The following is a 14,835-nucleotide window of genomic DNA, read 5'->3' as shown; positions in this document are numbered from 1 at the left end:
CTGCCGCTGTCACAAGGCCAGCGAACTCAGCAGGATTGCCAGGTGCTGCGAGGGTCAGCGATGGGCGCCGCTTGCCATGCTTCTCGGTCGGCGCGGTCCTCAGCACGTCGGACAGGCAGTAGACTGGCTGCCGGGTTCCATCGTCGCTGCGCCGCTGGCCACGCACACAGCTTCTTCGGGAGCCCACCCGAGGAGTCTGTCCTATGAAGAAGGTCATCTTCGCATGTGTACACAACGCCGGCCGCTCCCAGATGGCGGCTGCGTTCTTCAACGCCATGGCGGACCCGACGCGAGCGCACGCCATTTCCGCCGGTACGCAGCCGGGTGACCGTGTGCATCCCGAAGTTCAGACCGTCATGGCCGAAGTGGGCATCAACCTGTCGGAGGCCAAGCCCCAGCTCCTCACGGAGGATCTTGCCCAGGGCGCACACTGGCTCATCACCATGGGATGCGGGGATGCGTGCCCCTTCGTGCCTGGCTTGAAGCGGGGAGATTGGCCTCTGGAGGACCCTAAGGGTAAATCCCTGGAGCGCGTGCGTGAGATCCGGGACGACGTGCGCTCTCGTGTGGTGGACCTTCTGTCCCGAGAGGAGTGGCGTCGATGACCCTCGCGATACGCGCTGCCCGCCCCGGCGACCTGGTTGCAATCCAGGCCCTTCTTTCTTCGGCGGGACTGCCCCTCCTGGGTGTGACGGAGCACCTTCCGCACTTCCATGTCGTTGTCGCGGAGAAAATGAAGGGTCATTCCGACTTGGTTCGGCGCGTCCTTGCGAAGGCCGATGAGGACAGGCTCCCAACTTTGTTCCTGCTGACCACAACGGCCTCAGACTACTTCCCCCGTTTCGGCTTCGTCCGCATCGACCGGGACATGCTTCCTCCGGAGTTAAACGCCTCCGAAGAGCTACGTGGGGCATGCCCGGCGAGTGTAATCGCGATGCGTCGCTCCACTTCTGTGTCGGTAGGCGGCTCGTAGTCATGCGTTTCCGCGCTTACATCGCACTCCTACTCCTCCTCTCGGCCTGCGCTTCGTCGACACCGCCTCCCAGTGTGCAGGGAACGCGGAGCCCGAGGCTTGCCAACCTTCAGCGAGCAGCAAAACTGCCCTGGACTGACGGGGGACGTTGCGTTGCCCGAGAGGCTTCCCAGCCTTGGCCCGTTCTCATGGAGCAGTGCTATCGAGCCCTCGACCACGACCGGATCGAATTCCATGACACTACGGGACGATGCTCTGTCGCCTCCGCTGGCGCTGGTGCCATGGGAATCGGGCTCTGCGTTCTGGTGGCTCCTGAGATTGTTGTGGGAGCCGTGATCGTTCTTGGCGTGGTGGTGGTCGCCGTCGCCATCAAGGAAGAGCTGGATGCGTATGAACTCCGCCACCTCTACCCCGAAGAAGCTGCGGCATCACGAGGAACGAAAGGGGCATCTCGTGAGGCCGTAGCGAAGCGGAAGCCCAAGCTGGAGCCGGAGCCAGCGGGACAGGACTGGCAGCCCCCAGTGCCGCCTGTGCCCATGGACCGGACGCGCCGAGCCAGCTGCGAGCCCATCCCGGTGAATCACCGTGGTGGCAATGACCCGCACAACAAGTGTGCCGACAAGATTCCGAACAACAGCTTCCCCGGGTGGGATGTGTTCGTGAATGGGAAGAATTTCGACGCGCTGCAACTGGCGACACGCGTGCTTTGGGAGGTCAAGACCGACAGTTTCGATACATTCAGTGACTTCCTCCAGGGCCAGGTGATCAGGGATCAAGTGCCCAAGATGCGGATTGAGCGCGGTCTCGCTCGAGCCTGCGGATTTGACTTCCGAGTCGGTGTGCGCAGCGAAGCGCATAAGGAAGCACTGGAAGAGGCGGCCCCTGATCTCAAGGGCTTTATCGTCGTCATGGACTGGTGCTGAGATGACAGCCAAACGAAATATCAACCTCATCGTCTACGCGCCTTCACTCGTGAGTGCAGACCACCGCCCCCTCGCCGTGGTTCATGGGATGGAACGTGCATTCCCTGGCCTGCGCCTGGAGTGGAAGGTTTCCGACGACGGACGCCCCATCGCGTTGCCACAACGCGACGCATGGCTCGCAGCGGGGACCAAAGATGGGGGATTCCCTCTCGTGTGCAACGGCAACGAAAACCTTCCCGTGATGATTTCTGGATGGGAGTCACCAGCGGATAGCTCCCCAGGCGGTCAGTCACAATTGGAGGTCCATGCGCAGCTGCCTCCGAACGAGGGAGGGCTCGCGGCGGTGGTTGATGTGCTGGAGGCCGTGGCGGAAAGCGCACGCGCTCACTGGGGACATGCCACGCCGTTCAGGGCCAGCGCGGACATTGCGCGGCAGACGAGGAATCGGCCAGATGACCTGGAGGTGCCCCCTCGCGGCCTACCGGTGATTACGTCCCCTGGAGCCATGAAATCACCAGAGATTCCCCACCGGCTGGGATGGATGAACTACTGGTCAGCCGCTGCCGCACAGGCCATCGGGTTCCCGGATCCTGCTCGCGACACCGAACTGCTTTCACGGGCGCGGCACACATCGTCGGGCGGGTGGGTAGTGCAGTTGACGGATACGCCGCTCGACCTGGACGACCCTGCTCATCTGGAAGCGCTCAAGCGAACCTATGAGCGCTTTCCGGAAATTGGCGGACGTGCGGCGTCTTGAAGTGACGCCGACGCCTTACGCGAAGAGCTGGAGCAGGTCCTCGCGGGTGATGGCGGTGGCACCCGCGTGGGATGTGTCGCTGCGCCTGGAGGCACGCAGGCAGCACGGTGGCTTCCGACAGGGCTTCTTCGGTCCGGACTACGAACTGGTGCGATTCCAAGCAGTGGGCCCTGAGGGTGCGCCACTGGCCTCCTCTCGCTTCCCGGACGGGTACTCGCTCCAGGCGGAGGCGCGGGTGGGATGGGATGCCGTGGGCTATCGCGGGCTGCAACGACACCTGATGGCGTCGCTGAGCGTGGAGCCCTTCTCCTGGGGCCGCCTGGATGCGGACGGGCGCATGGCGGTGCAGCTCTTGGAACGGAACCTTGAGCTGGCGGTGAAGGGCCTGGGCGTGGGCCTGGGCCAACCCGAGGCTGGCTACCTGGGCGCGGTGGAAGCGCGCTGGCGAATCGCAGCGGGGAAGCTCTACGCGGTGGTCACAGGCGGCACGCTGCTGTTCCCGGAAGATGACGGGACCTTGCGTCCAGGTGCTTTCGCCTCGGCGGGCCTGGGGGTGGACAATGCGCGCTGACGTCCTGCTGGGGTGCGTGGCCCTCTTCTTCACCGGCTGCGCCTCGTTGCCTCCCAGTCCTGGAAGGACGCTGAGCTACACGTCCCGCACGGAGATTGACTCCCCTGGAGTACGAGCGTCGAACGACGAGGCGCCGTCCCCGGCACTGAGCGTCACGCCCCGAGAGGAAGCGCCACGGCTGTACCGCCGCAAGGCCGTGCGCGATGAGATGACGGGAGCGAGCCCCGTTCGTGCGGTGGCCATGGCGGACGTCACCCGCTCCGACGACGTGCAACCGGACGCGTGGGAACAGTTGCTGACGAACGCGGGACTGGAAGCGCGAGACGAACGCACCCTGGGAGACGCTCTGACGCCCACGCAAGCGGCGCGACTGATGGGAGTGCTCCTGGGCAAGCCCGTCACGTTGAGCACCTTCCCGCCTCGCATGGCCGCGGGCTTCATCCTGCGCGAGGTGATGGAGGGAGGCGAAGTCAAACGGAAGGAGCTGTCGCGGCGGGTGGAGCGCTTCTCCCGGGAGCAGATCGCGGTTCTGCGACCTGACGGCTATCTCGCGTGGGCACTCACCGGGCGCACCCAACAGAAGGTGGCAACGGTTGAATGGAAGGACGGCGCCTTCCGAGCCCATGGCTTCGAGCTGGGCCGCTTCTACAGCGGTAAGGGCGGCGTCTTCCGGAACGTGGACGCGCAGCTCCAGTCCTCGGATTGGCGGCCCCTGGCCGAGGTGTACGACGACGCGGACGTCATCAGCCGCACCCTGGATGGAGCCGAGGATGCATTCGTGGAGCTGTACCACGCGCTGGGACAGTTGCTCACGCGTCCCGTGGACAGCATCGCGGGCCTGCGCCACCTGCCAGCGGGCGTGGCGGCGCTCATCGCGGCATCGCCCGCGTACTGGGAGCGATTCCAGTTCATGACCCGTGGCGAGCAGATCCGTGAAGTGTCGCGGCTGACGACAGGACTGCTCTTCACCGCGGGCGCGGCCTCGGCCACGACGCGGACGCTGAAGGGAATGTCGGTGGGCGTGGAGGCCACGATGCCGGTGCTCTCGCTGTCGGTGGAAGGCGCGCTGGCGCTGGAACGGGTCTCAGTGCCAGCAGGACGCGCGGCGGCGGTGCTGAGCGGTGGGCCCGGGGCGGCCATCATCCTCCAGCGCGCGAACACGACTGGCAGTGGCGCGGCTCCGTCCAAGGGGCCCGGGCAGTGGGCGCCCGCAAAGGAGGCGATGTCTCCGCGTGCCCGGCGCTACCAGGAGCAGATCACCGGGCACACGGCGGATGAGGTGTACTGGGTCGGCGGCACGAGTACGAAGGCCGGGGGCGTCAAGTTCGATGGGTTCAGGGATGACGTGCTCCTGGACGCCAAGGGCCCCGGCTACGCTGCGTTCTTCGAGGACAACCTCGATCCCAAGGCTTGGTTCAGCCTTTCGGGCAAGGCCGACGAACTCGTGACCCAAGGACAGCGCCAGGTCGCCATCGTCCGTGGAATGGGCATTCGGATTGAATGGCACGTCGCGGAGAAGCATGCGGCAGACTCCATTCGGAAGTTGCTAGAGAGCAACAGCGTCACGGAGATCATCGTCATCCCCACCTCGGTGCACCCGTTGAACCCTTGAGAGATACACCTCATGACGACCCCCGCTGATTCCGGGACCTATCCAGAGACCTACTATGCAGGTGCCTACTGGGGTCCGCGACGAGAGTCTCCCGAGGCGTGTGCCCAGCGTGCGGCGGCCTTTTTCAACATGCTCGCCGCATGCGATCCCCTGCTGGGGAGCTGGAACAAGATTCCCAAGCCGCGCGGCAAGGGACGCAAGACGCCCCTCATGCCTCCCGACCTACCCACCCTGACAGAAGCGTTCCGGCGTGGTGTCAACCGTGAGCCGGGCGGACCCGCCTTCGAGCAATTGGGGCTGAGGGTCAGCGCATACAACGACGGTCCTCCCAAGGAGATGGTCATCGTCAATATGACCTGCGGGAGCTACGAGCAGAACAGCACCGCCAACGTGTGCGTCCTGTCAATCCCATCGAAAGGGGCGAGCGCGGAGCGAATGCTCACAGCCTCCATGCTGACGAACGTGACGCGCAGCATGGCACTGGCGTGGGAACCCGATTGGGCGGTGGCCATGTCCGAGACGTATCGGGCGATGGATGGTAGGCAGGGCAAGGACGACCCGTGGCTTGGCTGGGTGACGTACCTCGCCCGTGACCGGGGCACCGTGCCCCCCCTGCCCGCCCCCGTGCGCATCGAGCCGGTGGAGGACAGGGGTTCGTTGATCATCCTCACCCCCGAGCGCTTCACCGTGGCCAACCCCGAGCACGTCGCACTGGCGCGACGTGTGCGCGAGCTGCTGGCCCAGGCAGGGCTCATGCGAACAGCTGGAGCAGGTCCTCGCGGGTGATGGCGGCGGCGCCCGAAGCCTCGCTGAGCGCGGCTTCGAACAGGGCGCGCTTCTTCTCCTGGAGACCCAGGATCTTCTCCTCCACCGTGCCCTGGGACACCAGCCGGTAGACCATCACCGGCCGCTCCTGCCCGATGCGGTGCGCTCGGTCCGCGGCCTGTGCCTCCACCGCCGGGTTCCACCACGGGTCCATCAGGAACACGTGGTCCGCCGCCGTGAGGTTCAGGCCCGTGCCTCCGGCCTTCAGCGACATGAGCAACACCGGCGCGCCGTCCTGGCCCTGGAAGCGCGATGTCACCTCGCCTCGGTTCGCCGTCGCTCCGTCCAGCCGCTCGAAGCCGATGCCCGCTCCCTTGAGGCCCGGCTCGATGAGGTCCAACAGCGACGTCCACTGGGAGAAGACCAGCGCCTTGTGGCCTTCCGCCACCGCCGTCTCCAGCGCGTCCACCAGCGTCTGCACCTTGGAGGACGTCTTCGCGTGCTGCCCCGGCACCAGCGCGGAATGGCAGGCCGCCTGCCGCAACCGCAGCAACGCCTCCAGCGCCTTGAGCACGCTGCCACCCTCGTTGAGCAGCGCCACCACCTCCGCGCGCGTCGCGGCCATCACCGCGTCGTAGACGGAGCGCTCGCGCTCATCCAGCTGCACGTGCATCACGGAGTCGGTGCGCGGCGGCAGCTCCGGCGCCACGTCCTTCTTGAGGCGGCGCAGGATGAACGGGCGGATGCGGCGACGCAGGCCTTCCGCCGCTCCGGGCTTGCCGTCCGCGATGGGCTGCGCCGTCTTCTCCTCGAACTGGCGGCGGCCTCCCAACAGACCCGGGTTGGTGAAGTGCATCAGGCTCCACAACTCGTCCAGGCGGTTCTCCAGCGGCGTACCGCTGAGCGCGAGCCGCAGGTTCGCCTTGAGCCCGAACGCCGCGCGCGACACCTGGCTCTCCGGGTTCTTGATGGCCTGGGCCTCGTCCAGCACCACCGCCTCCCACGTGGGCGCTCCCAGCACCGCCGCGTCCAGGCGCAACAGCGCGTACGTGGTGAGCGTGATGTCCGCCGTGGGGTCCAGCTTGCGGCCGGGGCCGTGGTACACGCAGACCTTCAACGACGGCCGGAAGCGCTGGAGCTCCGCCACCCAGTTGGGCAGCACGCTCGTGGGGCACACCACCAGCGACTTCGGCCCCAGGATGCAGATGGTCTGGAGCGTCTTTCCCAGACCCATGTCGTCCGCGAGGATGCCGCCCAGCCCCGCGCCCTTGAGGAACGACAGCCAGCTCACGCCCTGCTGCTGATACGCGCGCAGCGTGGCGTTGAGCTCCGCGGGCAGCACCGGCGGCGGCAGCTTCTCGAAGCCCTCCACCAGCGGGGCCAGCTTGTCCAACCCCGGAGGCGGCGGCTGGTCCAATGACTCGCACAGCTGGGTCAGCTCCGGCAGCGCGTGGTTCGCGACGCGGCCGTCCTCCTGGCGCGCGGCCAGCAGGTCCGCCACGCGCTGCCCGTTCTTGTCCAGCCACGCGCGAGGCAGCGGCGCCCAGCCGCCTCCGTCCAGCGGCACCAGCCCCAGCCCCTCCGTCCACGCCCGCACCACCGCCGCCGCGTCCACCGTGCGCGCGCCGCCCTTGCCGCCCTCCACCTCGAACTCCAGCGTGAAGCGCACCTCCGGCACGCCCGTGCCGGACGCGCCGCCGTCCACGCGCAGGGACGGCTTGAGGCGCATGTCCGGGCTGACGATGCCCGCCGCGTCGCCGCCCAGGTCGCCCCGGAACTTCCGCAGCTTGTCCGCGAAGCGCATCATCTCCGGGCCCTGCACCGTGAGCCTTCGGCCGGGCACCAGGTTCAACTCGTCGCGCAGCTGGTGGAGCAGCTTCTGCTCCGCGGCCTCGTCGCGCAGCGGCACCGCGCCGCGCAGGTACACCATGCGCCCGTTGTCGATTCGCACCGTCGGCGGCGCGCCGTACACCAGCGTGGGCAGCACCGACAGGCCCTGCGTGAGCTGGTTCAACTCCAGGAGGATGCGCGGCTTCAGGTCGCGGTCCACCGACGGCAGGCGGCGGCTCCGCATGTCCACCGGCATGCGCCGCGCCAGCTCCGGGAGAATCTTCGCGGACAACTCGCCCAGTTGCTCCGGCGAATACGTGCGCACGAGCGGCAGGTGCTGGAGCCACGCGCCCGTCATCGCCGTCTCGCCCAGGCGCACCAGGGACTCCGCCGTCAGCGCGACGCCGGGGCTCACCACCTCCGTGATGCGCGGATCCCTCGTGATGGTGATGACCCACTGCTGACCCTTGTCCTCCACCTTCGCGCGCGGGGGCAGCACCTCGCCGGACACCGCCACCGGCCGGCCATCCAGGAGCACGTTGCGCGCGGGCTCCAGGGCCCTCAGCAGCGCGTCCAGCTTCTCCGCCAGCAGCGGGCCCCGGGTGCGCCGCTCCAACAGGCGCTCCATCACCAGGTCCACCTGCTCCACCTGCAACGTGACGCCGGCCTGGGGCTTCGCCAGGCGCCCCGTGAGGTCCTCCAGCGGTTCCTCCGTGCCGTCCGCGTGCGCGAGGACCCGGTGCAGCTGCAGCCCTCCCTCCACTCGCGTGAAGCGGTACACCACGCGCGACCAGCGGTCCGACACCGCCTCCAGCGGCGCGTCCTGCTTCTCCGCTTTGTCCAGGGAGATGGCCGCCGCGACCACGTGCTCGCACGGGTCCACCGGGCTGGGGCAGTCGCACTCCCACGCCTCGTCGCCCGGGTAGAGGACGACGGTGAAGGCCACGGCCCGGCCCGCCACCTTCACGCGCAGCTCGATCTCCGAGGCCGTGCGCGACTGGAGCGCCACCGCGCCGTCACGCGCGAGGCTGACGCCCCTGGACCAGAGTCCCGGCTTGGCTTCTTTCCGGACGGCTTCGAGGAGCTGGGTGTTCTCGGACATGGCAGGCGGATTCCCTACGCCCCGCCACGCCCTTGCGCAACGTCGGATGCGTCCCGGCCGACGGCCAGGCTACTCGTCGTCGTAGGACGGCTCGAAGAGGTAGGTCAGCTTCACCATGAACTCGCGGCTGAACACCGGCAGGGGCGCGTGTCCGCCGTTGTAGGGCTGGGCCACCCGGAAGTCGCTGCCCAGCAGGTTGTAGACGCCCGCGCCAATCTCCAGGCCCTTCGTCCCCACGTTCTCCGCGCGCACGAAGAGGTTGAGCAGCAGCCGGGGCGACAGCGTCTGGACCTCCGACACGCCCTCCTCGTCCGGCGCCCCCACGGCGAAGCGCTGGCCCACCAGCACGGCGGTGGGGCTGACGGACAGCCACGGCAGCACCTTCGCCGTGCCCGTCAGCGTCACCTTGTGCGTGGGCAGCCCGGTGAAGGCCTTGGGCTGGCCGGGCACCAGGTAGTCCTCCACGTCGTTGCGCCCGCCCGGCCGGTAGAACGAATAGCCCGCCTGCGCGCGGCCCCAGGACCCGCGCAGCCGGTAGTCCAGCTCGATGCCCCGGCTGCCCAGGCGGCCCAGGTTGCGGTACGCCTCCGACGCCGTGACCGGGTCGTACGAATAGATGATGGGGTCCGTCACGCCCACGTCGAAGGCGTTGGCGCTGAAGCTCTGGCCCTCGCCCAGGCGCACGGTGGCCTCCAGCTCGTACACCGTGGTGCGCTCCGGCCGGACGTCGTCGCCCAGGGAGATGTTCTCGATGCCCGGCGCTCGGAAGGCGCGGCTGTAGAGCGCCTTGCCGCTCACCGGCCCGAAGGACTTGAGCAACACCAGGCGCGGCACGAACGAGCTGCCAAAGGCGCTGTGGTCCTCGAAGCGCGCGCCCGCCACCACCGTGGCGATGGGGTTGTCCGAGTACACCTCCATGAAGGCCGCCACGTTGCGGTAGGAGACCTCGTCCTCGTCGCCGTTGAAGGGCTCCTGCTGGCCGATGCCCGCCGGGCCTCGCAGCTGCCCCTGGTCGAACGCCAGGTCCACGCCGCCCGTGAGCTGGAGGAAGTCGAACGCCGCCCAGCGCGCCAGGGCCCGGCCGCGCAGGCGCCGGTAGCGCTTGTCGTAGAAGAAGTCAGACGACTCGTCCGAGTCCCGGTAGGACTCGCCCAGGGTGAGGTTCAGCCGGGGGATGATTTCAATCCGGTCCGTGGGCCGGAAGCGGTCGCTCAGCTCGGCGTGGAACGACTCGAAGTCGGTGTTCGCGGGCGTGGGCAGCACCTCGTCCACGGAGACCACCGACGTGGTGTCCTGGCGCTGGTACAGGATGCTCAGCTGGAGGTCCCGGTAGCCCACGCCGGCCTGCACCACCGTGGGGTCCATCGCCGACGCGCCGTTCATGCTCGCGGAGTCGCCGTAGAAGTCGTCGAACACGGCGTCGCTGCGCTGCCCCTGCCCCAGCGACGCGGACGCGAACGCGCTCAGGCCCGGCGCGCTTTCGAACACCTTGCGGCCGGACACCGTGAGGCTGCGGCGGCCCAGGCCGTGCGCCAGCTGCCCGTAGGTGCCCACCACCAGCGCGTCCGTGCTGCCCTGGATGCCCCGGGTGATGACGTTGATGACGGCCAGCTCCGCGTTGCCGCCGTAGATGACGGAGCCGGGGCCGCGCACGACCTCGATGCGCTCAATCAGCTCCACCGGGAACTCGTGGCCCAGCTGCATCGTGGAGTAGAGCTGCTCGTTCATCTCCTTGCCGTCGATGATGAGCAGCACCTTGCCTTCCTGGCCCCACAGGCCCCGGAAGCCCGGCCCCACCGTGCCGGACACGTCCACGCCGAAGAAGAAGCCGGGCACCTGCAACAGCACGTCCATCAGGTCGCGCGCGCCGGAGGCCCTGATTTCGTCCGCGGTGATGGCCGTCACCACGGCCGGCGAGTCATGCAGCTTCGTGATGGCGAACGACGCCACCTGGCTGTGCACCTCCGGCTCTTCGTCCAGCTGCTCCTGGGCGGAGGGCATCTCCCCGGGGTCCAGGGTGGGCTCCGGCGCCGTCTGCGCGAAGCCCGTGCCCGAGCCCAGCAACGCAAGCCATACACACACACGACGCCCGTGCCTGGTGAAGCCCATACGAAACAACCTTCTCGAAGTTGGGAGACGCGAGCCTGTCCCGGGGGGAGATAGGCTTCACGTGAAACAGAGTGTAGCGACTTCAGCGGGGTCCGAAAGTTCTGGGATTACGCGCACTGCGTCGAATGCGGGCGTAGGCCTTGTTCACTTCACGCGCACGCGGGTGCTGCGGCCCGGCTCGACCTCCACGGTCATGCGCCGCTTCACCTCGCCGTTGACGCGGACCTCCACCTTCGCGGGGCCGGAAGGCAGGGCCTGCGCGGAGATGGGCGGAAAGCCATACGGCCGGCCGTTGATCCACACCTCGCCGTAGAGCCCCGGCGACGTCACCTCCAGGTCGCCCCGCTGCGCCACGGCGGCCTTCGCCACGGAGGGCTCGGGCGGCTTCGTGGGCTCCGGGTCGCGCGGGGACGCCACGGGACCACCCGCGGCCGGGGGCGAGGCCGGGGCCACGGCCGCCACCTGGGCCACGGCCGGCTTCGGCGTGGACGGCGTCAGTTCCGCGGAGAGGTCGCGGTTGAGCGAGCGCACCGAGTCCGCGTCCACCTCCACCGTCTCCTCGTACAGGCGGCGGTCGCCCTGCGCGAGCACCACGCGGTGCGCGCCCGCGGACACCGGCAGCCGCGCCGGCGTCATGTCCACCGCCCTGCCATCCACCATCACCACCAGCCCCGGCGGCGTGGACGTCACCAGCAGGAGCCCGCCCTTCGCTTCTTCCTGCGAAGCGGCCTGGGCGACCGGCTGCTCGCGGGCGCCCCGCTTCCCCAGGCGCGTGCGGGGCGGCGTGCGGCTGGGCGCCGGCTCACGCGGCGTGGGCGCGGTCCGCGTCTGCTCGCGCGAGCGCAGGTCGGTGGCGATGCCCAACAGCCGCGTCAGGTCGCTGTCCCCCTCATCCGGGCGCAGCTTGAGCGCCTCCGTGAACTGCGCGACCGCGCGCTCGTAGTCGCGGTCCTCCAGCGCGGCCAGGCCCGACGCGCGCAGCGCCCGCACGAGCCCCGCGTGCGAGTCCTCCTTGGGCGGGGCCACGGACGCCACGGTCCGAGGTGGCGCCACGACAGGCGTGGGGTCGGGAGGGCGCGTGGCGACGGGCTCGGGCTGCGCGGCCTTGCGCGAGCGGACCACCAGGTACGCCCCGGCGTTCACGGCCACGGTGCCCAGCAGGATGACGGCGACCCAGGTCTTCTGATTCTTCACGTTCAAAGTCCCACTTCCCACGACGACACGGTGCGCCCGCCCTTCACGCGATGAACAGCCAGAACACCGCGCTGCCCGCCAGCGCGACACCCGCCGCCGCGGCCAGCCCCCAGGGGAACGCCCCGGCCGAGGCCGCGTCCGGCGACGGGATGACGCCCGTGGTGGAGCCCGTCCCGGTGCTCCGGGGCAGCATGCCCGTGGGCACCAGCGCGCTGGGCTCGCGCAGCTCCACCGCGTGTTCCAGCGGCGCGAAGGGCGACGGGCCGGAGATGCCGCTGGGCATGCGCGTGGAGCCCATGCCCGAAGCATCCGCGGATACTCCCGGCGACGAGCCCGCCATGGACCCCGGCACCGCCAGCGCCGTGGACACGCGACCCGTGGCGTCCGGAGGAAAGAGCGTGGCCATCAGCGCCGCCAGCTCCCGGCCGCCGGACGTCCAGTGCTGCGCCGTGCGGTAGCGCTCCAGGTCGTCGTGCAGCTCGCGCGCCGTCTGGTAGCGCTGCGCGGGGTCCTTCGCCAGGCACTTGAGCAGGATGCGCTCCAGGTCCGGCGAGAAGCCGGGAGCCACGTGCGACGGCGGCGGCACGTCTCCCGCCGACGCGGCCATGATGGTGGCCTCCATCGAGTCGCGCTTGAACAGCCGGCGCCCGGTGGACGCCTCGTAGAGCACGATGCCCAGCGAATACAGGTCCGAGCGGTGATCCAACTCCCGGTTGGTGATCTGCTCCGGGGACATGTACGCGTACTTGCCCTTCACCACCCCGGCCACCGTGCGCTCCAGGTTCACGGAGCTCTTCACGATGCCGAAGTCCGCCAGCTTCACGATGCCGTCGCGAGACACCAGCACGTTGCCCGGCGTGATGTCCCGGTGCACCAGCTTCAGCGGCGTCCCGTCCGACAGCGTCTTCGCGTGCGCGTACGTGAGCGCGTCCGACATGGCCAGGCCCACGTCCACCGTCACCCGGGGCCCCAGCGGGATGTTCGCCGCCGCCGCGTGCCGCATGATGCGATCCAACGACTGGCCCTGGATCCACTCCATCGCCAGGTAGTACTGACCGTCGATCTTCCCGAAGTCGAACACCTGCACGATGTTCGGGTGCGTGAGCAGCGCCGCCACCTTCGCTTCGTCCGCGAACATCCGCGCGAAGGGCTCCAGGTTCGCGTACTCCGGCAGGATGCGCTTGATGACGCACGCCTTGGAGAAGCCGTCCGGCCCGTCGATGGTCGCCAGGAACAGGTGCGCCATCCCGCCCGTGGCGAGCCGCTGCACCATGCGGTACTTCCCGAAGAGGATGTCCACCCCGGGTGCGGCCGGCGAAGGCGTCACGGTATCAACCCTGTCCAAATTGTACTCCCAGGACGGAACTCGCAATTCCGGGAAGATACCTATGCCGAGACCTCCCCACAAGTTTCGCACACCGTGTCAACAGGTTTTGCGGTGAATACACTTTAACAACGTGACGGATGGGCGACGGGCGGGTGTCCCGGCATATCCTCCCGGTCCTCCGCGCATGGCGACCTCTTCCTCCGACGCCTCGTCCCCGCTGGCCGCTCCCCGTCCGCTGTCCGCCCGGGACATCCGCACCCTGGGGCTGGCGGCGCTGGGGGGCGCGCTGGAGTTCTATGACTTCATCATCTTCGTGTTCTTCACGGCGGTGATGGGGAAGCTGTTCTTCCCTCCGGAGACGGCGGACTGGCTGCGGCAGTTGCAGACGTTCGGGCTGTTCGCGGCGGGCTACCTGGCGCGGCCGTTGGGCGGCATCGTGATGGCGCACTTCGGGGACCGGACCGGGCGCAAGCGGATGTTCACGTTGAGCGTCTTCCTGATGTCGGTGCCCACGCTGTGCATGGGCCTGTTGCCCACGTTCGCCACGGCCGGGTACGCGGCGCCGCTGCTGCTGCTCACGCTGCGGCTGTTGCAGGGGGCGGCGGTGGGCGGCGAGGTGCCGGGCGCGTGGGTGTTCGTCTCCGAGCACGTGCCGGAGCGCCGCGTGGGCCTGGCGTGCGGGACGCTCACCTCCGGGCTCACGCTGGGCATCCTGTTGGGCTCGCTGGTGGCCACCGCGGTCAACACCGTCTTCACGCCGGAGCAGGTGCTGGCGTACGGCTGGCGCGTGCCCTTCGTGGTGGGCGGCGTGTTCGGCTTCTTCGCCGTGTTCCTGCGCCGCTGGCTCCAGGAGACGCCCGTCTTCGAGGAGATGCGCCAGAAGAAGGCGTTGGTGAAGGAGCTGCCGCTCAAGGCCGCGCTGAAGGGCCACGCGCCCGCCGTCGTGGTGTCCATGCTGTTCACCTGGGTGCTCACCGCGGGCATCGTGGTGGTCATCCTGATGACGCCCACGCTGATGCAGCAACTGCACGGCATCCCGCCCGCGAAGGCGCTGGCGGCCAACAGCGTGGCCACGCTCACGCTCACGGTGGGGTGCATCTGTTACGGGCTGCTCGCGGACCGGCTGGGTCCCACGCGGGCCATGGCCATCGGCTCGGGGATGCTGCTCGTCGCCGCGCAGCTGTTCTACCGGGGCGTGGCGAGCGCGCCGGAGCACCTGGTGCCGCTCTACGCGGGCGTGGGGTTCTGCGTGGGCGTGGCCGGCGTGGTGCCCGCGGTGATGGTGCAGGCATTCCCCCCGGCGGTGCGCTTCTCCGGCCTGTCGTTCTCCTACAACGTGGCGTACGCGCTGTTCGGTGGCCTCACGCCGCTCGCCGTGACGCTGGCCCTGAAAGAGAGCCCGCTCGCGCCCGCGTACTACGTCTCCGCGGTGTGCGCGGTGGGGCTCGTGGTGTCGTTGCTGCTCTTCCGGGGTTTCACCGCCCGTGCCAGCGCACCGGACGAGCAGCCCGCGCCGTCGCGCTGACGCCCGCCTGGCGGCCGGAGGTGTTGACGTGTAGCCGACAGATGGGAGGCGCGAGTTCACGAAGCCAACCCCATCCGGGGCGCGTCGGCTATGCGAAGGGGACAGCAGAGGGGGCTTTGGACATGCCCGGTTCCCCTCCCGTGCGCA

The 14,835-nt window shown here is 68.9% G+C and carries 11 protein-coding genes; 7 read left to right on the top strand and 4 right to left on the bottom strand.

Annotated elements, in window-relative coordinates; translation table 11 throughout:
• The first annotated feature begins 203 nt into the window (after nucleotides 1–203).
• The 6 genes from D7Y11_RS11260 (at nucleotide 204) to D7Y11_RS11235 (ending at nucleotide 5,622) form a co-directional block, all read left to right on the top strand.
• Entirely contained in the window at nucleotides 204–605 is a 402-nt protein-coding gene (locus D7Y11_RS11260) for an arsenate reductase ArsC (protein WP_120581027.1), read from the top strand.
• 370 nt (nucleotides 606–975) lie between these two features.
• Nucleotides 976–1,896 carry a DUF6310 domain-containing protein gene (locus D7Y11_RS11255; protein WP_120581029.1) on the top strand — a complete coding sequence of 307 codons (921 nt, stop codon included), beginning with the start codon at nucleotides 976–978 and terminating at the stop codon, nucleotides 1,894–1,896.
• A gap of 1 nt (nucleotide 1,897) precedes the next feature.
• Nucleotides 1,898–2,653 (top strand): DUF5953 family protein, encoded by a 756-nt coding sequence (locus tag D7Y11_RS11250; protein ID WP_121756133.1) that lies wholly within the window; start codon nucleotides 1,898–1,900, stop codon nucleotides 2,651–2,653.
• A 1-nt stretch (nucleotide 2,654) separates the two neighbouring features.
• The gene (locus D7Y11_RS11245; protein ID WP_306770431.1) at nucleotides 2,655–3,224 is read left to right on the top strand and encodes a hypothetical protein; all 570 of its coding nucleotides are present in this window, start codon (nucleotides 2,655–2,657) and stop codon (nucleotides 3,222–3,224) included.
• Nucleotides 3,214–4,836, top strand: coding sequence for a Tox-REase-5 domain-containing protein (locus tag D7Y11_RS11240; RefSeq protein WP_126933676.1), 1,623 nt, complete (start codon nucleotides 3,214–3,216; stop codon nucleotides 4,834–4,836). Before D7Y11_RS11245 ends, D7Y11_RS11240 begins: the two co-directional genes overlap by 11 nt.
• Before the next feature lie 12 nt (nucleotides 4,837–4,848).
• On the top strand, nucleotides 4,849–5,622 hold the full coding sequence (locus D7Y11_RS11235; RefSeq protein WP_346728393.1) for an immunity 52 family protein: 774 nt from the start codon (nucleotides 4,849–4,851) through the stop codon (nucleotides 5,620–5,622).
• On the opposite strand, the gene D7Y11_RS11230 is transcribed toward D7Y11_RS11235, so the two are convergent.
• From D7Y11_RS11230 to D7Y11_RS11215, 4 genes are all read right to left on the bottom strand, one after another.
• Nucleotides 5,588–8,533, bottom strand: a complete 2,946-nt coding sequence (locus D7Y11_RS11230) for a DEAD/DEAH box helicase (RefSeq protein ID WP_126933675.1) — start codon at nucleotides 8,531–8,533, stop codon at nucleotides 5,588–5,590. The genes D7Y11_RS11235 and D7Y11_RS11230 overlap by 35 nt on opposite strands.
• A 69-nt stretch (nucleotides 8,534–8,602) precedes the next feature.
• A complete protein-coding gene (locus D7Y11_RS11225) occupies nucleotides 8,603–10,642 on the bottom strand; it encodes a TonB-dependent siderophore receptor (protein WP_120577633.1) in 2,040 nt (679 codons plus the stop codon).
• 144 nt (nucleotides 10,643–10,786) lie between these two features.
• On the bottom strand, nucleotides 10,787–11,836 hold the full coding sequence (locus tag D7Y11_RS11220) for a PEGA domain-containing protein (RefSeq protein ID WP_126933674.1): 1,050 nt from the start codon (nucleotides 11,834–11,836) through the stop codon (nucleotides 10,787–10,789).
• A gap of 43 nt (nucleotides 11,837–11,879) precedes the next feature.
• The gene (locus D7Y11_RS11215) at nucleotides 11,880–13,163 is read right to left on the bottom strand and encodes a serine/threonine-protein kinase (protein ID WP_233607257.1); all 1,284 of its coding nucleotides are present in this window, start codon (nucleotides 13,161–13,163) and stop codon (nucleotides 11,880–11,882) included.
• Between the two features lie 184 nt (nucleotides 13,164–13,347).
• Here D7Y11_RS11215 and D7Y11_RS11210 point away from each other — a divergent pair, with 184 nt between their 5' ends.
• The gene (locus D7Y11_RS11210; RefSeq protein WP_126933672.1) at nucleotides 13,348–14,688 is read left to right on the top strand and encodes an MFS transporter; all 1,341 of its coding nucleotides are present in this window, start codon (nucleotides 13,348–13,350) and stop codon (nucleotides 14,686–14,688) included.
• The last annotated feature ends 147 nt before the right edge of the window (nucleotides 14,689–14,835 follow it).

Source organism: Corallococcus sp. AB018, assembly GCF_003986945.1.
In the GTDB taxonomy this organism is placed as follows: Bacteria; Myxococcota; Myxococcia; order Myxococcales; family Myxococcaceae; genus Corallococcus; species Corallococcus exiguus.
Note: the sequence above shows the minus strand (reverse complement) of the source record. Positions and strands in the feature narration are given on the sequence as shown.

Bases quoted from the DNA above. Each gene is read 5' to 3' on its own strand.
- D7Y11_RS11250 (WP_121756133.1), top strand. From the start codon at position 1,898: ATGACAGCCAAACGAAATATCAACCTCATCGTCTACGCGCCTTCACTC.
- D7Y11_RS11225 (WP_120577633.1), bottom strand. From the start codon at position 10,642: ATGGGCTTCACCAGGCACGGGCGTCGTGTGTGTGTATGGCTTGCGTTG.
- D7Y11_RS11260 (WP_120581027.1), top strand. From the start codon at position 204: ATGAAGAAGGTCATCTTCGCATGTGTACACAACGCCGGCCGCTCCCAG.
- D7Y11_RS11210 (WP_126933672.1), top strand. From the start codon at position 13,348: ATGGCGACCTCTTCCTCCGACGCCTCGTCCCCGCTGGCCGCTCCCCGT.
- D7Y11_RS11240 (WP_126933676.1), top strand. From the start codon at position 3,214: ATGCGCGCTGACGTCCTGCTGGGGTGCGTGGCCCTCTTCTTCACCGGC.
- D7Y11_RS11230 (WP_126933675.1), bottom strand. From the start codon at position 8,533: ATGTCCGAGAACACCCAGCTCCTCGAAGCCGTCCGGAAAGAAGCCAAG.
- D7Y11_RS11235 (WP_346728393.1), top strand. From the start codon at position 4,849: ATGACGACCCCCGCTGATTCCGGGACCTATCCAGAGACCTACTATGCA.
- D7Y11_RS11255 (WP_120581029.1), top strand. From the start codon at position 976: ATGCGTTTCCGCGCTTACATCGCACTCCTACTCCTCCTCTCGGCCTGC.